Raw genomic sequence first — 19,080 nt, forward strand, 5'->3', positions numbered from 1 at the left:
TTTCGCGAGGACCGGTGTGGCGGACGGGCCTGCCGGGTGTCGCGACGTTGAATGGTCGGCGTGGGCGATACCCCGGAGCCGTCGAAGGTGCTGCCGATCGTCGATCGCCGGGTCCGGCGACTGACGCGCGGGGACAAATTCAGATTGACCGCCGTGGGCGGGCTCGCCGCGCTGTCACTGGACGCGCTGTCGAGCGTGGCCTACGGACCGGAGGCGATCGTGCTGGTCCTGGTCACGGCCGGGGCTTCGGCGATTTCGCTGACGCTGCCGATCGCGGCCGCGATCACCGCGCTGCTGCTGGTACTGGTGCTGTCCTACCGGCAGGTGATCGCCGTGCACCCGGACGGCGGCGGCGCGTACGCGGTGGCGAAACGGCAGCTCGGGCGCGGTGCGGCGCTGCTCGCGGCGGCCAGTCTCGTCGTCGACTACGTCCTGACGGTCGCGGTCAGCCTCTCGGCGGGCGCGGCGAGCCTGGCCAGCGCCTTCCCCGCGCTCGCGGGCGACCTGCTGCCGCTGACCCTCGTCGGACTCGCGGTGCTGACGGCGGTCAACCTGATCGGGGTCGCGGAATCGGCGAAAGTGCTGATGGGGCCTGCGGCGCTGTTCGTCGGGCTCGTCGTCGCCGTCATCGTCGTCGGCCTGACCCGCCCGCGTCCGGTCGCCGTGATCGGCGGCGAGCACACACCGTTCGACCCGGTCGTCGCCATCGGAATCATCCTTGTGCTCAAGGCGTTCGCCGCCGGATGTTCGGCGCTGACCGGTGTGGAGGCCATCGCCAACGCGGTGCCCGCCTTCCGCGAACCGCGCGCTCGACGCGCACAGCACACCGAAGTCGCGCTCGGCCTGCTGCTCGGCGCCCTGCTGCTCGGACTGTCCTGGCTCATCCGCGCGCACGGGGTGCTGCCGCGCGCCGACGTCACCATCCTCGCCCAGCTCAGCGCCGCCGCCTTCGGCACCGGCTGGCTGTTCTACCTCACCAATCTGGCGGTCACCGCAGTGCTCGTGCTGGCCGCGAACACCAGTTTCGGCGGGCTCCCCGTACTGCTGTCACTGCTGGCGAAGGATCGCCGCGTGCCGTCGCTGTTCGCGCTGCGCTCCGAACGACCGGTGTTCCGCTACGGCGTGACCGCGCTCGCCGTGGTCGCCGCGTTGGTGCTCATCGCGGTCGACGCCGAAACCCACCGGCTGCTGCCCGTCTACGCGGTCGGGGTGTTCATCGGATTCACGCTCTGCCAGACGGGGCTGGTCCGGCACTGGTGGCGCGATCGCGGCCCGCGCTGGGTGGCCCGCGCCGCGCTCAACGGTTTCGGCGCGGCGCTCACCGCCGTCGCGGCGCTGGTCCTGCTGATCGAGAAGTTCACCGAAGGCGCGTGGCTGCTCGTCATCATCGTGCCCGCGCTGATCCTGATGTTCGCGCACGTCGAGGACTACTACGGCCGGATCGCCTCGGAACTGCGCCTTGGTCACACGCCGCCGCGGCCCGAGGCGACGCCGGTCGGCCGCGAGCTGGTCGTGGTCCCCGTGGTCGCCATGAGCGAGGTCACCTACCGCGCGCTCACGGCCGCGCTGCGCATGCACGGGGATATCGTCGCGGTCGCCGCCGCCATCGACCCCGCCTCGATCAAACGCCTCAGCGCCCGCTGGAAGGACTGGGACCCTGGCATCCCGCTGGTCGTGCTCCCCTGCCCGCACCGCAGCCTGATCGCCACCCTCGTCGGCTACGTCCGCAAACAGACCGCCGAAGGTTACGCGGTGACCGTCCTGCTCGCCCACGTCGAACCCCGCCGCTGGTGGCACCGACCACTGCACAACCCGCGCGGCCCGGTCCTCACCGCCGCCCTGCGCGCGAGAACCGAAGCGGTCGTCGCCACCCTCGCGATCCGCGTGGACTGAGCGATCGTCCGGGAATCCTCAGGATGCGGACAGGGTGCGGGTGTAGGTGTAGAGCAAGGGTGGGGCGAGGCCGAAGATCAGGAGCAGCAGGGTCGGCCAGTCGCTCAGCAGCATGATGTCGCCGCCGGGGCCGCTGACCGAGCAGGCAAGGAAGCCGAGGGTCCAGGCCAGGACAGGCAGCAAGGCGATGCCGGGGCGGTCGGTGAAGATGCGCATGCCCGCGACCAGCAGGACGTTAACGACACCGGCCACCAGTACGGTCACCGGGAACGGCACGGCGCCGTCGGACGGGCTCGCGGCCAGCGGCGCGGCCAGCACCTCGGCGGGTGCGGGCGCCACAGTGCCACGCCCGAGGTAGACGGGCAGATACAGGACCTCGAAGGCCAGGGTGAACAGTCCGCTCAACACGAGCAGGCCCATCACCGCGACACCGGCGACACCACCGGGGCGTTCCGGCACGACATCGGAGTTCGCGGCGCGTTTGCCGACGGTGGCCGTCACGGCACGGGCGGATAGCCGAGGAGCGTGAGCAGGTGACTCTGCAAGTCGACGAAGGCGTACAGCGTCGACATGTACAGCTCGTGCTGAGCAGGCCAACTCGGTTTCAAACTGTCCACGAACGCCACGATCGCATCCTGGAGATGCCAGTTGTACATACCCGGAGTCTATTCGGGACCCGCCCACCACGGTTCCGGTCGGCACACACCGCGCGACCGAGAGCAGACGTCCTCGAAGCACCGCCACCCCACACAGGCGAACTTCAAGTCGAGCGAAGGTTTGTCGGGCGAAGGATCAAGGCAGCAGCGTGAACGCATTCACGTGCTTGGGCACGATCGCGTGGAAGTGCCGTCGGTCGAGTGTGACGACCTCGTGAGCGTCGAGCCGCTCGGCCACCGCAACCACCGATGAATCAGCAAGCCCGAGTGGGAATCCCCGGTATTGGCGCATGAGTTCGACGATCCGACTCAGATCCGTGTCCCTGATATCCACCTGCACCAGGTCGCCCTCCAGTATCGACTCCACCAGAATGGCTTCGGCTTCGGGGCCGACATACTTGGCGACCAAGTAGCAAGCTTCGGTTACCACGTACGGCGTGACGAGCAATTGATCATCACGTTGCTCGAAGAGTGTCGCGCAACGAACATGATCGGGATCGTTGGCGTTCAAATAGGCAACCAACGGCCCCGTATCAACTATCAGCATCGCCCTCGCCGATTTCGGCCCGCATCAGCTCACGCGCGCGTGCACCCAAATCAGTGGCTGGGCCATCTAACGGCCGGAGCACGCGAAAACGCCCACCACCACCCCGGATGAGGCGAAGCGCGTGCTCGCGCAACTCGTCAGCCTGCTCCGGACGCAGGCGGTCGACGAGCTTGTGGAGCTCGCTGTAGTCGTACGCCGCGGTCATAGCGGAGAGTCTACGGCAGCCGGGAAACGAAGGCGTCAACCAATCGAACCCCGACCTTCTCGCACAGCAGGTGCGAATCGCGCCCGGAACGGGACCGCCTGAACGCTCGCCTTCGAAAAGGGACCGCTACAGAATGCGAACAACTCCATTCACCCCGCAAGCGATCCAGCGAACCCACACCAACTGAAGACCCGACATATTGTCGCCACCGACACCACACACCGGCGAACGGACACCGTCGTCCGATAGCGGCGAGACGAGTCGCTACAGGCCCGCCAGAAGATCGTGTTCGCGCCCATCCGAACCGGAAGGTCCGCGCCGACCGCGCACGAGCACGTAGTGTTCCTCGGGCAGCACCGGTTGCACCACATTGTTCGAGAGCGCGAACTCCCGTCCGGACGGCGCCACGGTGACCTGGGTGGCGTGGGCGCGCAGTGCCGCGCGTTTGGCGGACAGCACGTCGGAGACTTCGATCGTCGTGGTCACCGAATGACTCGGGACGCTCGCGAGTTCGTTCGCCGCGGGTAGTCGCCAGCCTTTCGGTAGCGCGCCGGGCAGCCCGTCGACGGTGCGCCGCGCGAGCGCCTCGGTGTGCAGGCGCAGCATGTCGGCGTCGGTGACGGTCCAGTAGAGCTTGGGCGTATCCCAGCCCTGTTCGGCCGCTTCGGCCACCGCCGCGGTCGTGACCTCGTGCGCGCGAATGTGATCGGGATGTCCGTAACCGCCCTTCGGGTCGTACCCGATGACCACGTCGGGCCGTTTCTCGAGCAGGATCGCGGTGAGCGCAGCGACCGCTTCCGCTCCGGAGTGGATGAAGGCGCGCGGGTGCCGCGCGGCCGGAGTACCGGCCATCCCCGAGTCCCGCCAGCGCCCGGCGCCACCGAGGAACAGCGGCAGGTCCGCGTCCAGCGCCGCCAGCGCCCCGGTGAGCTCGAGCACGCGATAGCCGCCGAGTTGGTCGGCCCGATCCGAGGTCAGCCCAGCCCATTCGGCGCCGATGACCTCGCCCTCCTCACCGAGCGTGCAGGTGACCACGGTCACCTGAATGCCGCGTCGTCGGTACAGCGCGATCGTGCCACCCGTGGTGATCGACTCGTCGTCAGGATGAGCGTGGACCAGCAGAATCCCCCCGGTCACCGGATCACCGCCACCCGAACCACTCCGACCAGCGACCGCCCCGAACTCAGCGCGCACAGCTCCACGCCCGGCACCCTACCGCACCCTCACGCACTGGCGATCCACCCCGAAACACAGCCAGCGGAGCGGCTGCCACAAAGCCGCGTCACCCCGCCGAGAGCACGGGGCCAGTGAAGCCGACGCCACGAACCACGACACCCCGCTAGGGACGCCCGTTGGCACGAAGACCGCAACGCCCCAAGCCACGAACACCGCTGCGGAAACCCGCCGCCACAAAGCCGCGACACCCGAGAACACGACGCCAGGGAAGCCGCTGCCACAAAGCCGCGCCCCCACCACGAACACCGTTGGGGACGCCCGCCGCCACAAACGCCGCAACGCCCCAAGCCACGAACACCGCTAGGGACGCCCGCCGCCACAAAGCCGCATGACCTCGGCTACGAACACCGCTAAGGAAGCCGCTGCCACATAGCCGCGTCACCGAAGATGCTGACCTGGATCGCACCGCTCAAGGACGCTCCGTCCACCCTCGGGCCTGCGGCGGCGACCACGTTGTCCTGCACGATCGGCAGCACCGTGGACAACCCCCACAGCACCGGTTCGGCGTCGGCGAGCACCCGGCCCACATCGAGCCCGCGGATCGCTGCCTCGATCGACGGCTGCAATCCGGGATCGCACACCCCCGACAGGTTGCTCGGCGCGCGGCGCGCGATCTCGACCGCGCTGGACGAACCTTCCTCACCGTTACCCGATGCCACCGGCGGGCAACCGAAACGCGAGGCGAGTACGGTCGCCGGGTCCGCGCCCGCGACCTCCCATCCGACGACGGCGTCCACGCCACCACCGACCAACTCGGTGCCGTAGAGCTCGTCACGTGCGAGATTGCGCACACTCGCGTCGATGCCCGCGCTGCGCAACTGGTCGACCGCGGTATTGGCCACCGCGAGCGCCGTCGCGTCGCCGGTCACCGCGCCGATCCTGATCACCAGCGCCTTCCCGTTCTTCGCGATCAGGCGCGGCTGCTGGGCGGGCGAGGTCGGCGAGGCGACCGGCGGCTGCTCGGCCGCGCGCCGATAACCGGCCTCGGCGAGCAGCGCGAACGCCTCGTCGGCGGACGGACGCGGCGGCTGTGTCGGGGCGTAACCGGGATCGGAGGGGGTGAGGATCTGCGCGCGCACCGGTTCCACCCAGCCGCCTGTCTGCGCGCCGACCGTGGCGAGCAGCGCGGGATCGAGCAGCGCGAGCACGCCTTTGCGAATCCGCACGTCGGCTAGATCACCACCGCGCCCGTTGAGCACGAATTGCAGTTCCCGCGCCTGCGGCATGATCGCGGTGCGCACCGACGGAATCGCGGCGAGTTGCGCCTGGGTGGCGATACCGCCGTGCGTCAAGGCCATCTGCGCGTCGCCGGTGCGCAGCGAATCCGCGAGTTGGGCGGGAGTTCCACCGCGCCGCAACAGGATCTGGTCGGGCGCGGCCGGCGTGCCCCAGTACCGGTCGTTGCGCTCCAATTGGATCTCGTCGCGGCCGCGATCCACGTTCTTGATCGCGAACTGTCCGCCCGACACGCGGATCTGCGACCCCCAGCCCTCCTGGAATCCGCTGGGCGAATCCTTGATGAGGTGCGATGGCAGCAGATTCGCGAACAGCGACCGCCACGCCGGATACGGCGCGTTCATGACCACCCGCACGAGTTTGCCGCCGTCGGCGGAGTTCACGTCGGTGATCATCCGGTAGCCCGCGGCGTCGACCGTGCCGGGCTGGGTGATCATCTGCTGCCACAGGAATCGGAAGTCCTCGGCGGCGATCGGCGCGCCGTCGGACCAGTTCGCCTGGTTGCGCAGCGTGTAGGTGATGGTGAACGGCTCCTGCGAGGTCACCTCGGCCGACACGACCAGCGCGGTGTCGTGCACCCAGTCGGTGGCGCCGGGCACCGCCGGATTCGGCACCGGCCGGAACGGGCTCGGCAGCACCATCGAACTGACCGCCGCCGTGGCGGGCGACTGGTCGGCGCGCAGATGCGGATTGAATCCGATGCCGATGTCGTCGATCCCGACCACGACCGTGTGCTTACCCGGTTTGGCCTGGGTGGTCTTCGGACTGTCGGTGCTCTCGATGGGCGGCGGCGGGTTGGCGGCACAGCCTGCGAGGACCGCGGCCACCACCGCGACCGCGGCCAATATCGCCGGTCGTACGCGCCTCGTCGCGCGTCGTCTTGCCCCCGAGCTCACGCTGCGCACTCTATACGGGCCCGGCCGACGCGGGCCATGCGGAAGCAGGTCACGAATCGTCGCCCGAACCCGACGGCCGCGTGCCCCGCCGCCGCCGGCTGCACTGCCTCGCACTACAACGCGGCCCGGTCCCGAGCCTTCCGCCGGGACAGTTCCCGGCCGCGCTCGGTGGCGCCGAGAATCACCTTGCGAACTCTGACCACCTCGGGTGTGACCTCGACGCATTCGTCGGCGGCGCAGAACTCCATCGCGCCCTCCAGGTCGAGTTGCAGCGGCTTGGCGAGTGTCTCCATGACGTCGGCGGTCGAGCTGCGCATATTGGTCAGCTTCTTCTCCCGTGTGACGTTGATGTCGAGATCCTCGGCGCGCGGGTTGAGCCCGACCACGTGGCCTTCGTAGGTGTCGGCGCCGGGCTCGACGAAGAACTGGCCGCGATCGGAGAGCTGGATCATGGCGAACGGCGTCACCGAACCGGCACGGTCGGACACCAGCGACCCGGTGTGCCTGGCCCGGATCTCTCCCGCCCACGGCGCGTAACCGTGCGCGACGGCGTTGGCGATGCCGGTGCCCCTGGTCTCGGTGAGGAAGTCGGTGCGGAACCCGATGAGCCCGCGCGACGGCACGATGAACTCCATCCGCACCCAGCCGGCGGCGTGGTTGTTCATCTGCACCATCTTGCCCTTGCGGGCCGCGAGCAACTGGGTGATGGCACCGAGGTATTCCTCGGGGCAGTCGATGGTCAGTTCCTCGAACGGCTCGTGCACCTTGCCGTCGACCTGCTTGGTCACCACCTGCGGCTTGCCGACGGTGAGTTCGAAGCCTTCGCGGCGCATCTGCTCGACCAGGATGGCCAGCGCGAGTTCGCCTCGGCCCTGCACCTCCCAAGCGTCGGGACGGCCGATGTCGACCACCCGCAGCGAGACGTTGCCGACCAGTTCCTGGTCGAGGCGTGATTTCACCATGCGCGCGGTGAGTTTGTGGCCCTGCACCCGACCGACCAGCGGCGAGGTGTTGGTGCCGATGGTGACCGAGATCGCGGGCTCGTCGACGGTGATGCGGGGCAGCGCGACCGGGTTCTCGATGTCGGCGAGGGTGTCGCCGATCATGATGTCGGCGATGCCCGCGATGGCGACGATGTCACCGGCGACGGCGACCTCGCCCGGCTGGCGTTCCACGCCGACGGTCTGCAGCAGTTCGGTGATCTTGACCTGTTTGACGCCGTCGGCGTGCATCCAGGCGACGTTCTGGCCCTTGCGCAGTTCGCCGTTGTGCACACGAACCAGCGCGAGGCGGCCGAGGAAGGCCGAGGCGTCGAGGTTGGTGACGTGGGCTTGCAGCGGCGCGGTCGGATCGCCCTTCGGCGCGGGGATGCACTCCATGAGCACGTCGAACAGCGCGTCGAGGTTGGGCGCGTCGGGGGCGTTGCCGTTCTCGGGGCGCTCCTTGGACGCCTTGCCCTCGCGGCCCGAGGCGTAGAGCACCGGCAGGTCGAGGGCGAGTTCGGCGGCTTCGGCGGCGGCGTCGTCCAGGTCGGAGGCGAGGTCGAGGAGCAGGTCGTGGCTCTCTTCGACGACTTCCTCGATGCGGGCGTCGGGTCGGTCGGTCTTGTTGACGACCAGGATCACCGGCAGCGACGCGGCGAGCGCCTTGCGCAGCACGAACCTGGTCTGCGGCAGTGGCCCCTCGGAGGCGTCGACGAGCAGCACGACGCCGTCGACCATGGACAGGCCGCGTTCGACCTCACCGCCGAAATCGGCGTGACCGGGGGTGTCGATGACATTGATCACAGTCACCGAACCATCCCCGTGGTGGCGATGAACCGCGGTGTTCTTGGCGAGAATGGTGATGCCCTTCTCGCGCTCGAGATCGCCGGAATCCATCACCCGATCGACCAGCTCGGCGCGCTCGGCGAAAGCGCCCGATTGGCGGAGCATGGCGTCGACCAATGTCGTCTTACCGTGGTCTACGTGGGCCACGATGGCGACATTGCGAAAATCGCGTGCAGACGACACGCCTCAATCCTCCTGCTGTTGGGTATAGGTGCCGGCCGACCCCTGCAAACAGGTGGAGAAGCGAGACTCACCGGGCATCGCGGCCAGCTGCCCACCCTACCGGTACACGGCGAACGGCATCGCCCCGGCGGTGACTAGCGGGAAATGACGTGCAATTCTTCCGGCACGGGGTAGAACCGGGATATGAGCACTCCGCTGCTGACCGAATCCGAGATCGTCGACGCACTCGCCACGCTCCCGGCCTGGACCAGGTCCGGCGCGGCGCTGACCAGATCGATCGAGGCCGACTCGTTCCTCACCGGAATCGAGCTGGTCCGCGCGGTGGCCGAGGTCGCCGAGGCCACCGACCATCATCCCGATATCGATATCCGCTGGCGGAAGATCCTTTTCACACTGTCCACGCATTCCGCGGGCGGGCTCACCGAACTGGATCTGGCGCTGGCTCGGGAGATCGATCGGCTGGCTCCGAAGTACGCCGGAGCCGACGTCCCGAACGAATGACCCACCCGTAGAACAGCAGGACGCCCGCCACGTCGACCGCCCCGAGCCAAGCCAGCGGGCCGGGGCGGGAGATCTCCCAGATGGTCGGCTGGAAGAACGAAAGCAGCCACGGCACGCCTACCAGCGTGGTCACCAGCCAGTAGCCCGCGAACGCGCGCGCGAAGGGGGCGGTGCGCAACGGCCCGTAGCGCAGCCACAGCACCGTCGGCAGCAGCCAGACCCAGTGGTGTGACCAGGAGATGGGCGAGACCATCAGCCCGAACAACTGCACGACGACCAGGGTGCCGATCCGGTCGTCGGGTCCGAGCGCGCGCCACGCCAGCACCGCGAGCACCGCGACGACCAGCACCGCCGCGATCCACACCGGCCCCGATTCGACGTCGTGCCCGGCGATGCGGCTGAGCGCGCCGCGCAGTGACTGATTCCACACCGATCCGACCGGGCCGATCCGGTCGGCGTCGCCGAGCAGGGTGCCGAAGTACCGCGTTGCCTCGTGATGGTTGACCAGGTAGCTGACCCCGACGGTCGCCCCGAACACCACCGCCGACCACGCCACCGTCGCCCAGCGCCGCCGCGCCGCGAAGTACAGCCCGGTGATCGCGGGCGTCAGTTTGATGCCCGCGATGATGCCGACGAGTCCACCCGACAGCCACCACCGGGAACTGCGCACGGCGATCATGGCCCCGAGCACCAGGAACACATTGACCTGGCCGTAGTCCAGCGTGGTTCGCACCGGCTCGGTCCACAGCCCGACCACGGTCCACGCGACCGTGGCGACACGCATGCTCGGCTCGCGCAGCCGATCCGCGCCGACCAGCAGCTCCAGCGTTATCCACACCACCGCATACAGCGCGGCGACCGTGGCGAGCAGCCAGGCGATGGCGACCACGTTGAACGGCAGGAAGTGCAGCGGATAGAAGACGACCGCGGCGAAGGGCGGATAGGTGAACGGCAGCGGGAAGTCGGGGGTCTTCTCCGAATAGGTGTAGTCGTAGAGCCGGTCGGTCAGCAGATCCGCCGACCCGCCGACGTAGACGCGCAGGTCCACGAGATTGATGCCGTTGTCCGACAGCAGCATCCACAGCAGTCGGGCCAGGACGGACAGAGCCAGCGCCAGCACTGCCACCCGTAGGAAGACGGTCGGACGGGTGGATGTCCGAGCGCTGTCTCGGTTCAAATCCCTGACTTTCGAGTCGGTGCGGGTCGTCTTCGCGACCCGCCGAAATGTGTTCGGTGTGTTTCGGCAGCGCGAGCGCCAGGCTGGGACTACATTAACCGCAGCCGTGATCGGCGCCGGATCGACAGGTGCCGCGGACAGTCGTGTACACCGTCTGTTTCATCACTGATAACATTCGCATCACCTTCACCACAGGTAACACGGCAGCACGCTAGTTTCTGATCACACAGAAGGTTCACCGCGCACATGCCGGGACACAACGGCTGTACAACTCCGTGGCGTTGTCCCTAGAGTGACCCCCGAAACGATGGTATTTTGCATCGCTCCAGATGTACCCGAAGGTAAGGACGGCTAGACCAGTGCTTCGCACCCGAGGAACGCGGATCGCGTTATCCGCTCTCGCCCTGGCGGCGAGTGCTTCGCTTGCCGCGCCGACAGCGGTCGCCGCGCCCGCGCCGGCCCCCGCCGCGGCCCCCAGCAGCGTCCCCATGGTTCCCGAGGGTGTTCCGGTGGACGCGCTCGCCGCGCTCACCCCGGCCATCGTCGGTTCGATCGCGGGACCGGCCGATATCGCGAACGGCCCGCAGTCGGCCATCCTGGCCCAGGCCCGCGCGCTGCTGGCCACCCTGAACCTGCCGCCGCAGATCAAGTCGACGCTGGAACGGATCATCACCTTCCTCGACGGCAGCGGCGGCGGCGGTCCCGAGCTACCGCAGGACGGCCCGGCCATCGCGCAGTTCCTGTACCCGACCATCGGCAAGGGCTGCATCGGCGACGGCGCCGACTCCGTCGGCACCGCGCTCGCGGTCCCCGGCCCGGCCCAGCTGCCCCCGCCCGGACCCGCCGCCGGTCAGACCGGATTCGTCTTCACCGCCCTCGGCACCAAGGCGCCCACCGCGGTGCAGAACCCGCCGATCACCGTGCAGTGGCTGAATCTGGACACCCGCCAGAGCGGCGTCGTCCCGCTCACCGACGAGGCCAAGATCAACCCCGACGGCCCGGCCACCCTCTCGGCCATCGTGCCCACCGGATTCGGTCGCATCGTCGCCGTGGTCGGCGGATCGCTCACCACGCAGGCCGCCGATTCCGCGCCGCGCACCTGCTCCTTCCTTCCGACTCTCGGCTTCTTCACCGTCTGAGTCGCACGCATCGGGCTCCCTCGCACACGTCGCGAGGGAGCCCGACACGTTTCCGGCAGCACCGGCATGTGTCGTCGCGCTGTGGTAGACCGAAGTCATGGCGACTGTCGAGGCACCCGCACGACCCGTCCCCACTCGCGACCACGTGATCCGCAGCAGACGATCACGCCGGTCGATCCTGTCCTTCCGATCCGAGGGCTCGATCCTGTCGATCGGATCGGCGTATTCGGTGCTGTCCATCGGCAGCGTCGGATCGGTGCTGTCGATCGGATCGGTCGGCTCGTTCGGGTCGGCGTTCTCGTCGGGATCCTTCGCGAGCCTCGGCTCGGCCTTCTCGGGACTCTCGCGCTGGTCGCTGTTCTCCTGGCAGGGCGATCACGACGCGCCCGATTCCCGGCCCGACCTGCGAGTGGTGCCCGACGAACCCGATCTGCGCGCCGACCCGTCCTGCCACTGCCAAACCTGAGCCGCCTACCACTGGCCGTATTGCGGGCGCAGCACGGCATTGAGGTCGACGCCGACGCCGTCCACCGCGCGTTCGTCGATCTCGAACTGGTGCAGATGCGCCGCCGGGTGGACGTAGCCCTTGGGGGTGCCCCAGTTGTGCTGCCAGTACCAGGAACCGACTCCGGCCACCCGCGCCAGGTCGATGGTCGACGAATTCGCGTAGACGCCGACCTTGCCCTTGCCGAGCACCGACTCCCAGCCCGCGAGGTAGGGGGCGATCATGGTGGCGAATTCGACCGGGCCGGGATTGTCGTCGATCGAGGCGTAGATCGGCGCCTCGTCGGGTCCGCCCGCGGCGCGGTGCAGCTCGAGACCGCGCTGCGCGTGGCGCTTGCCCGCCTCGAGTCCACCGCGCCAGTCCGCGGTGGCGCCCTTGCCGTACTGGTAGTTGGAGACGATGGCAAGGCCCGCCGCGCGCAGGTCGTCCACCTCGCTCGCGAGCAGCGGTTTGCCCGCCATCCATTCGGCGCCGGGGCGGCGGTCGGACACGTACCGGATGACGCCGATGTGGCCCGCTTCCCGGATGGCGCGGGCGGAGGGGACGCCGCCCGCGTAGTCGAGCAGGGTGCCGAGTCCGCCTGCCGCGGATGCCTCGGACGCGGTCACGGCGGTGGCGACGGCGGCAGCGGCGGTCAGGGCGAACAGTTCACGACGGGACAGATCCGAACGCATCGCAGACTCCTTCGCGAGTCCCGAGACGGCATCGTTCCGGACGACGAAGGTCTCCGAAATCTCGACGGGTTTCCCGAGAAGGGAAACCATCCGCAAGCGTGGGAGCGGACAGCGTACCCGGCGCGCCTTCCCCAGTCGCGCCGGGAGCCTCGAACGTATTCATATTTCACCACAATCACATGCGAACCGCTAGACCCATTGTGCTCTCTTACATCTTTTGCCTCAGCAGTAACTAGCGCTCTCTTACATCTCTTGCCTCAGCGGTAACCCTCAGGGTTGAACCTCCAGCAGCAGCCCCTCAGCGGTAAACCTCCAGCAGCAACCCTCAGCCCAAAGCATCGAGACGTGCCGCCACATCGATGACCCGCTCCGCCCCGCTCTCCAACTGGTCACGCACCACCCCGGCCACCCGCCCGACGATCTGCTTCTTGATCTTGGCCAGCACCCCGAGCGTCGCCGCCCGCATCCCGTGCGCCTTGAATTCGAGGCGGATATCACGCGCGTCCGGCGGCGGCACATCGATGACCACCAGCAGCGGATCGGCCGCGCGCGCGGTCAGCGACAGCGGTATCTCCACGTCGGCGCGATAGCGATTCGCCTTCAACACGTCGACGGTGATGTCGAGGCCGACCGGCACCGTCACGTCGAACGACACCGGCCCGTCCTTCGCCGCCTCCGAATCCGCCGCCTCGGGACGCGCGCGCACCCTCGGCACCCGGATCGCACCGCGCACCGTCACCGTGGCGCGCCTGCCCGGTCCGGTGCGCAGCGGGCCGATCTCGATCGGGCGGCCCGTCATCCGCTCCAGCACCCCGCCGACCCGCTCGGCCGTCACGACCCGGTCGAAGAACCGGCGCCCGAACTCGCCGTAGTCGATCCAGTCGAAATCGTCGCGGCCGCGATGCGCGGAGTCGACGCCGTCGAGGATGGCCTCGATGTCGAAGATCCGGCCGCGCCGAGCCTGCGGTTCGGCGAGCAGCGCGTTGACCCGGTTGGCGACCTCGCGCTGCACGACGCCCGCGATCGGGTCGAGCAGGAACTCCCACTCGGCTTCCAGAGCGCGGGCCCGCAGCGCGATGCGCACGTCGCTCGCCTGGACCGGGGGTATGTCGATGACGATGAGCAGCGGATCGGCGGTGCGAGCGTGCAGGGTGAGGCCGATGTCGACCACCGTGGACAGGCGCATTTTGCGACCGCCGAGCAGGAGTTTCACGGTCAGCGAGATCGGCACGGTGAGTTGGAAGATCACGTGCGGGTCGTGCCGGACGATGGAGGGTCGGCCCATCTTGCCCTCGGCTACGAAGCCCGCGAGTCCGGCGGGGCCGACGGAGAACGGGCCGATCCGCACCCCGCGACCGGCGATGCCCGCGACCGCGGACTCGATCCTTCGTTCGGTCACCGCGTGCGTGACGAAGCGTTCGCCGAATTCGGCGTAGTCGATCCAGACCGGATCACCGCTCGTCTCGTCGATCGCCTGTGTCGTCGGCTCCATCGGATTTTTCCGGACCCCTCACCTGCGGACAGGACATCGAACACGCTACGCCAGTTCCGAGCACCCCAGACGACCACCGGTTCGCGGCCGTCTCGCGTCCCAGCGGTCGAGACAAAGCGACGAAGGAGCAAGTATCGACCGCTGGACTCCCAGGGCCGCGAACCCGCGGCGCCGCAGGCAACGCCGAAAGGTAGAGCCCTGTCCTGCTGATGAGGGGGTAGCAGGACAGGGCCCCGGTGACAGCGCTGCCGGGCGCTGTCTACTCCATGGTAAGTCTTCGAGCCGAACTAACCGAACCGGTACGGTCCGACCATTTAGGCTGAGCGGCAATAACACTCGAATCGCCCACGCACACCCCCTCGACCCGGTCGGCGCACTTCGTCTCGGCGCGGTGAACCGGAGGTTACAGACGATCGCCGACACCTCGTTCACGATCGAATTCGGCCCCCGAACGCACCGGACGGCACGGCCACGGCCCGCCTTCGCTGACCGGTCGGCACCTGTCCGCGCGGCAGGTCGTGGCGTTCCGTGCCCCGAATCGCCCCGGTTCCACGCTCACAGGCGGCGGAGCGACCCCCGGCCCCGACTAGCCGTCGGTGCCGGGCACGGCCGCCGAGGCGGGCACGGCCTTGTTACTCATCGGAATGCAGGCCGCGAGCACCATCGCCGCCACCGCCGCGGCCATCGCGATGAAGAAGGTGGTGTGGAAGCCCTCGCGCGACGGCAGTTCGTGACCGGCGTAGGACATGGTCATGTGGGCGAGCACGACGCTCATCACGGCCGAGGAGGTCGAGGTGCCGATCGAGCGCATGAGCGAGTTCAGGCCGTTGGCGGCCGCGGTCTCGGTGATCGGCACCGCGCCCATGATGAGGGCGGGCATCGCCGCGTAAGCCAGTCCGACGCCCGCCGCGACCACGATCGCGGCGATCATGATCTCCCACACGCTCTCCATGAGTATCACTCCGCTCAGGTAGCCCACCGCGATCACCGTCGAGCCGAGGATCAGGGTGACCTTCGGTCCGCGGGCCGCGGACAGCCGGGCCGAGACCGGGGAGAGCAGCATCATGACCAGGCCGGTCGGCGCGAGGATCAGGCCCGCGTTGACCATGGAGAGCCCGAATCCGTAGCCGGTGCCCTCCGGGGCCATGAGCAGCTGCGGGAAGCTCAGCGACATGCCGAACAGCGCGAATCCGACCGCGATCGAGGCCAGGTTGGTGAACAGCACGCGCGGGCGCGCCGAGACCCTGAGGTCGACCAGGGGCGCCTTCTGCCGCAGTTCGAACCAGCCCCACGCGAGGAAGACCACCGCGGAGACCGCGAACAGGGTCAGGATGGTCGGGCTGCCCCAGCCCCAGTCGGCGCCCTTGGTGATGGAGATCAGCAGGGCGAGCAGAGCTATGGACAATCCGATCGCGCCGCCGACGTCGAACCGTGACGGCGTGCGCACCGGCGATTCCGGCACGAAGACGAACACCAGGATCGCGCACAGCACACCGATGCCCGCCGCGGTCCAGAACAGGACGTGCCAGTCCGCGTTCTGCGCGATGAGCGCGGCGGCGGGCAGTCCGATCGCGCCGCCGACGCCGAGGGTCGCGCTCATGATGGCCATGGCCGAGCCGACCCGCTCCGGTGCGAGTTCGTCGCGCATGATGCTGATTCCGAGCGGGATCGCGCCGACGGCGGCGCCCTGCAGCGAGCGTCCGATGATCGCGGGCAGCAGGGCGGAGAACATGGCGCAGATGACCGATCCGAGGATCATCGAGAGCAGGTTCGCGAACAGCACCCGCCGCTTGCCGAACATGTCGCCGAGGCGTCCGCTGATGGGCGTGGCGACGGCGCCCGCGAGCAGCGCGGCGGTGATCACCCAGGACGCGTTGGAGGCCGAGGTGCTCAGCAGCGAGGGCAGCAGCGGAATGATCGGGATGACCAGCGTCTGCATGAGCGACACCACGATGCCGACCATGCCGAGTGTCGCGATGAGGATCGCGGGTGCGGGAGGCCGTTTCGCGCCGGCATTCGGAACGGTCGCGGCCGCATCGGCAGTCAGGGACATGTATGTGTACGCTACACATCTTGTGTATGGTGCACAATTTGCTCAGAACATGTGGCGAACGACATAGTGGGTGCCATGTCGGATCAGCCCACCGTCGACGCACCCGCGCTACGACGGCTCGTCTTCGAACTGACCCTGCTGTCCCGGCACTATCCGGCGTCGATGTTGCGGCGCCCCGGATTCCAGCTCGACCGCTCCGCCTACGTCATCCTGACGCGCCTGGAGATGGACTCGCCGCTGAGCCTGCGCGAACTCTCCGACGCCTTCCAACTCGACATCTCCACCATCAACCGCCAGATCGGCGCGATGCTCAAACTGGAACTCGTGGAACGGGTCCCCGACCCGGACGGCGGCATCGCCCGCAAGATCCGCGCCAGCGCCAAGGGATTGACACTGCTCGCCGAAGACCGCGCGCGCAGCCAGGAAGGCATCGGCGCGGTGGTTTCGCACTGGTCCGATGACGATATCGCCCGATTCGGGGCCATGATCGCGCGATTCAACGAGTCCATCGAACAGCTCGAGGACAACCGGTGGCCGCGCCCACCACACTGCGACGAGCAGAGCTAGTCCGCCACCTTTCGGCAATCGGCCGGATTCGCGGGAAATCGCCACGTGCCGACCGGCATCGGGACTAGGCTGCGCACCCGTGGGACACCAGCATCGAAGCACCTCGCGCACGACCTGGCTCTCCTGGGACAACTACCTGATCGGCGTCGCCGGACTCGGTGTCGCGGCCGCACTCGGCACCGTCGCCGCGACCGTCGCGCTGTCCGGGCACCATACGGCGGCCATCGCCGTCGCGGCTCTCGCGCTCGGCTTCGCGCTCCCCGCGCTCGTCCAGTTGGTCGGCGAGCTCTTGGGCATCCTGCTACTGCTCGGCACACTGGTCGTATTCGTCGTCGCCGCACCCGCTTTACTGTGCAGCGCGAGGTTGCGCGCGCGGGCGGTTCGGCACTGGTCGAACCTGTGGGGCCTGCCGTAGCGGTCGGGTTCGGTTGCCACACCCTCGATTCGATCTCCACCGTCGGATTCGCGACATTCACCGGGTTTGAGAACCGCGATCGGAGGCACACCGGGACAAAGGCTCGTCGAAGGAGAATCCCGTGTCGCCCGGAATCTTGGCAGTCGTGATCGTCGTAATACTCGTGGCACTCGGCGCGGCGGTGGTCCTGCTGCGGCCCGTCGTGCGCAGCAGGCGACTACGCGCCAGATTCGGACCCGAATACGACCGGATCGTGGCCGAAGTCGACAACCGCCGCGCCGCCGAACGCGAACTCACCGAACGCGAACGCAGGCACGCCGCACTGGAATTGCGCGAACTGAGCCCCGAACGCCGGGACTACTTCACCCGCGCCTGGGCCACGGTGCAGGAACGTTTCGTCGATCAGCCCGCCGACTCCGTGGGCGCCGCCGACGCCCTGCTCACCGCCCTCATGTCCGAACGCGGTTACCCCACAGAGGGTTTCGACCAACAGGTGGCCGATCTGTCCGTCGAACACGGCGCAACCCTCGGACGCTACCGCACGGCCCACGACATCGCGGTCGCCCACGGCGAAGGCAAGACCACCACCGAGGACCTGCGCACCGCGATCGTGTACTACCGCGCCCTGTTCCTCGAACTCGTCGACGGCACAGCCAAGCCCGCCACCGGCACGGACCGCGACGCCATCGCGCACGAACAGGTGTCGACCTCCGATATCGACCGCGCCGGTGTCGACGCGCACCCGCCGAAAAGTGATCCCGCGAAAGCCACCGCGGGGCAGCAGGAATCCACGAAGAATGACGCGGCACACGAGGGCGCCGCGCGGAAGAAGGACGCCGTAGCATGAGCGCCGACCGAGATACCGCAGCCGTCACAGACATACGTAATTCGACCGCGGGACAAGAGAACAAGGAATCGACAGCGGTCAACCACAGATCCGCGCACTCGGATCGAGTATTCGCCGCGGGGGCGGGCACGGTATCCGCACCCGGCGCGACGAATTCGACGGTATCCGCCGGACAGCCCGTCGGATCGACCACCGCGCGCGCACCCGGGGATGAAACAGCGGCACGCGACGACGAATCCTCGGGCGCCCACACCGCATGGGACGCTGCCACGCGAGCGGAGGGAGGCACGCGGACCGACCACGCCGAGACGCACAGTGGTGGCGGGGAATCAGTGGGCGGTTCCGATGCGGGGCGTACCTCGGGAACAGACCGGAAAGCCGACCTCGCGAGCGAGCCCGCGGACGTGGCAAGGCCGGATCAGGGCAGTGCACAGCGGACGGATCAGAGCGCGGCACGCACACCGCAGGCGAGCGTCACGAGCAAGCCGAATACGGGCACGGCACATGGGCCGGAGAAGGGCGTGACGCACGAATCGGAGCCGAGCGCGCCATCGGACGCGATCCACCGGACGGAGGCAGATGCGGTGCGCACCCCGGTCGCGGGCGCGTCTGCCGCGAAAGACCTACCGGCGACCGGTGCAGCGCATACCGAGCTGATTCCGGCGCTGCGGCAGCCGGTCGAGGAGGTCACCACACTGCCGCTGTTCGACGAACCGACCCTCGACCTGCTGCGCACGCGGTGGCGGGAACTGCAGGGTTCGTTCGTGGACAGTCCGCGTGACGCGGTGACCCGTGCCGACGACCTGGTCGCGGAGTTGATCCATCAACTCACCGCCGCCTACGCCGAACGCAAGGACGCGCTGGTGGAGGGGTGGCCCGAGGGTTCCGACACGGAGGCGTTGCGGCACGCGCTGCGCAGCTACCGGGCCTTCTTCAACCAGTTGCTCTCCCCCACCGGCTGAGCGCAGGACCCGCGCGCCCACGCCGCATCGGTGGCGTGGGGCGCGCTGCGTGGGGACCGCGCTCTCG

The 19,080-nt window shown here is 68.5% G+C and carries 19 protein-coding genes; 8 read left to right on the top strand and 11 right to left on the bottom strand.

What is annotated here, in order from left to right:
- The first annotated feature begins 60 nt into the window (after positions 1 to 60).
- A complete protein-coding gene (locus tag IT779_RS06410; protein WP_332838686.1) occupies positions 61 to 1,893 on the top strand; it encodes an APC family permease in 1,833 nt (610 codons plus the stop codon).
- Positions 1,894 to 1,911: 18 nt separating this feature from the next.
- Here the strand turns inward: IT779_RS06410 and IT779_RS06415 are convergent, their stop codons facing one another.
- From IT779_RS06415 to typA, 7 genes are all read right to left on the bottom strand, one after another.
- Complete coding sequence (locus IT779_RS06415) at positions 1,912 to 2,394, bottom strand: hypothetical protein (protein WP_196148220.1); 483 nt, start codon at positions 2,392 to 2,394, stop codon at positions 1,912 to 1,914.
- Complete coding sequence (locus IT779_RS06420) at positions 2,391 to 2,549, bottom strand: hypothetical protein (RefSeq protein ID WP_196148221.1); 159 nt, start codon at positions 2,547 to 2,549, stop codon at positions 2,391 to 2,393. Before IT779_RS06420 ends, IT779_RS06415 begins: the two co-directional genes overlap by 4 nt.
- A 136-nt stretch (positions 2,550 to 2,685) precedes the next feature.
- Positions 2,686 to 3,096, bottom strand: a complete 411-nt coding sequence (locus IT779_RS06425) for a type II toxin-antitoxin system VapC family toxin (RefSeq protein ID WP_196148222.1) — start codon at positions 3,094 to 3,096, stop codon at positions 2,686 to 2,688.
- Entirely contained in the window at positions 3,083 to 3,301 is a 219-nt protein-coding gene (locus IT779_RS06430) for a hypothetical protein (protein ID WP_196148223.1), read from the bottom strand. The genes IT779_RS06425 and IT779_RS06430 overlap by 14 nt, the downstream gene beginning before the upstream one ends.
- A gap of 264 nt (positions 3,302 to 3,565) precedes the next feature.
- Positions 3,566 to 4,438 (bottom strand): N-acetyl-1-D-myo-inositol-2-amino-2-deoxy-alpha-D-glucopyranoside deacetylase, encoded by an 873-nt coding sequence (gene mshB, locus IT779_RS06435; protein ID WP_196148224.1) that lies wholly within the window; start codon positions 4,436 to 4,438, stop codon positions 3,566 to 3,568.
- 449 nt (positions 4,439 to 4,887) lie between these two features.
- Positions 4,888 to 6,669 (bottom strand): ABC transporter family substrate-binding protein, encoded by a 1,782-nt coding sequence (locus IT779_RS06440; protein ID WP_456299685.1) that lies wholly within the window; start codon positions 6,667 to 6,669, stop codon positions 4,888 to 4,890.
- A 113-nt stretch (positions 6,670 to 6,782) separates the two neighbouring features.
- A complete protein-coding gene (gene typA, locus IT779_RS06445; protein ID WP_196148226.1) occupies positions 6,783 to 8,681 on the bottom strand; it encodes a translational GTPase TypA in 1,899 nt (632 codons plus the stop codon).
- A gap of 183 nt (positions 8,682 to 8,864) precedes the next feature.
- Between typA and IT779_RS06450 the strand changes: the two genes are divergently transcribed.
- A complete protein-coding gene (locus tag IT779_RS06450; RefSeq protein ID WP_196148227.1) occupies positions 8,865 to 9,182 on the top strand; it encodes a 4a-hydroxytetrahydrobiopterin dehydratase in 318 nt (105 codons plus the stop codon).
- Here the strand turns inward: IT779_RS06450 and IT779_RS06455 are convergent.
- Positions 9,100 to 10,359: a mannosyltransferase gene (locus IT779_RS06455; protein WP_196148228.1), complete on the bottom strand. Its 1,260-nt coding sequence runs from the start codon at positions 10,357 to 10,359 to the stop codon at positions 9,100 to 9,102. The two genes, IT779_RS06450 and IT779_RS06455, sit on opposite strands and share 83 nt — an antisense overlap.
- A 359-nt stretch (positions 10,360 to 10,718) precedes the next feature.
- Here IT779_RS06455 and IT779_RS06460 point away from each other — a divergent pair, with 359 nt between their 5' ends.
- Positions 10,719 to 11,498, top strand: coding sequence for an Rv1157c family protein (locus IT779_RS06460; RefSeq protein ID WP_196148229.1), 780 nt, complete (start codon positions 10,719 to 10,721; stop codon positions 11,496 to 11,498).
- Between the two features lie 97 nt (positions 11,499 to 11,595).
- Complete coding sequence (locus IT779_RS06465; RefSeq protein WP_196148230.1) at positions 11,596 to 11,964, top strand: hypothetical protein; 369 nt, start codon at positions 11,596 to 11,598, stop codon at positions 11,962 to 11,964.
- Between the two features lie 5 nt (positions 11,965 to 11,969).
- On the opposite strand, the gene IT779_RS06470 is transcribed toward IT779_RS06465, so the two are convergent.
- From IT779_RS06470 to IT779_RS06480, 3 genes are all read right to left on the bottom strand, one after another.
- Positions 11,970 to 12,677 (bottom strand): DUF1906 domain-containing protein, encoded by a 708-nt coding sequence (locus IT779_RS06470; RefSeq protein ID WP_196148231.1) that lies wholly within the window; start codon positions 12,675 to 12,677, stop codon positions 11,970 to 11,972.
- Positions 12,678 to 13,002: 325 nt separating this feature from the next.
- The gene (locus tag IT779_RS06475) at positions 13,003 to 14,169 is read right to left on the bottom strand and encodes a hypothetical protein (protein WP_196148232.1); all 1,167 of its coding nucleotides are present in this window, start codon (positions 14,167 to 14,169) and stop codon (positions 13,003 to 13,005) included.
- Between the two features lie 586 nt (positions 14,170 to 14,755).
- Positions 14,756 to 16,222, bottom strand: coding sequence for an MFS transporter (locus IT779_RS06480; protein WP_196148233.1), 1,467 nt, complete (start codon positions 16,220 to 16,222; stop codon positions 14,756 to 14,758).
- 75 nt (positions 16,223 to 16,297) lie between these two features.
- On the opposite strand from IT779_RS06480, the gene IT779_RS06485 reads away from it, so the two are divergent.
- From IT779_RS06485 to IT779_RS06500, 4 genes are all read left to right on the top strand, one after another.
- The gene (locus tag IT779_RS06485; RefSeq protein WP_196148234.1) at positions 16,298 to 16,789 is read left to right on the top strand and encodes a MarR family winged helix-turn-helix transcriptional regulator; all 492 of its coding nucleotides are present in this window, start codon (positions 16,298 to 16,300) and stop codon (positions 16,787 to 16,789) included.
- Positions 16,790 to 16,868: 79 nt separating this feature from the next.
- Positions 16,869 to 17,204 carry a hypothetical protein gene (locus IT779_RS06490; RefSeq protein WP_196148235.1) on the top strand — a complete coding sequence of 112 codons (336 nt, stop codon included), beginning with the start codon at positions 16,869 to 16,871 and terminating at the stop codon, positions 17,202 to 17,204.
- Positions 17,205 to 17,325: 121 nt separating this feature from the next.
- Complete coding sequence (locus tag IT779_RS06495; protein ID WP_196148236.1) at positions 17,326 to 18,051, top strand: hypothetical protein; 726 nt, start codon at positions 17,326 to 17,328, stop codon at positions 18,049 to 18,051.
- A 521-nt stretch (positions 18,052 to 18,572) separates the two neighbouring features.
- Positions 18,573 to 19,013, top strand: a complete 441-nt coding sequence (locus IT779_RS06500) for a hypothetical protein (protein ID WP_196148237.1) — start codon at positions 18,573 to 18,575, stop codon at positions 19,011 to 19,013.
- Positions 19,014 to 19,080 lie beyond the last annotated feature (67 nt).

It is taken from the genome of Nocardia bovistercoris (assembly GCF_015674855.1).
GTDB lineage: Bacteria > Actinomycetota > Actinomycetes > Mycobacteriales > Mycobacteriaceae > Nocardia > Nocardia bovistercoris.

What these genes read in the sequence shown, in the direction of transcription:
- IT779_RS06420 (WP_196148221.1), bottom strand. Translation starts at nt 2,549, where the DNA reads ATGTACAACTGGCATCTCCAGGATGCGATCGTGGCGTTCGTGGACAGT.
- IT779_RS06425 (WP_196148222.1), bottom strand. Translation starts at nt 3,096, where the DNA reads ATGCTGATAGTTGATACGGGGCCGTTGGTTGCCTATTTGAACGCCAAC.
- IT779_RS06430 (WP_196148223.1), bottom strand. Translation starts at nt 3,301, where the DNA reads ATGACCGCGGCGTACGACTACAGCGAGCTCCACAAGCTCGTCGACCGC.
- IT779_RS06450 (WP_196148227.1), top strand. Translation starts at nt 8,865, where the DNA reads ATGAGCACTCCGCTGCTGACCGAATCCGAGATCGTCGACGCACTCGCC.
- IT779_RS06465 (WP_196148230.1), top strand. Translation starts at nt 11,596, where the DNA reads ATGGCGACTGTCGAGGCACCCGCACGACCCGTCCCCACTCGCGACCAC.
- IT779_RS06470 (WP_196148231.1), bottom strand. Translation starts at nt 12,677, where the DNA reads ATGCGTTCGGATCTGTCCCGTCGTGAACTGTTCGCCCTGACCGCCGCT.
- IT779_RS06475 (WP_196148232.1), bottom strand. Translation starts at nt 14,169, where the DNA reads ATGGAGCCGACGACACAGGCGATCGACGAGACGAGCGGTGATCCGGTC.
- IT779_RS06480 (WP_196148233.1), bottom strand. Translation starts at nt 16,222, where the DNA reads ATGTCCCTGACTGCCGATGCGGCCGCGACCGTTCCGAATGCCGGCGCG.
- IT779_RS06485 (WP_196148234.1), top strand. Translation starts at nt 16,298, where the DNA reads ATGTCGGATCAGCCCACCGTCGACGCACCCGCGCTACGACGGCTCGTC.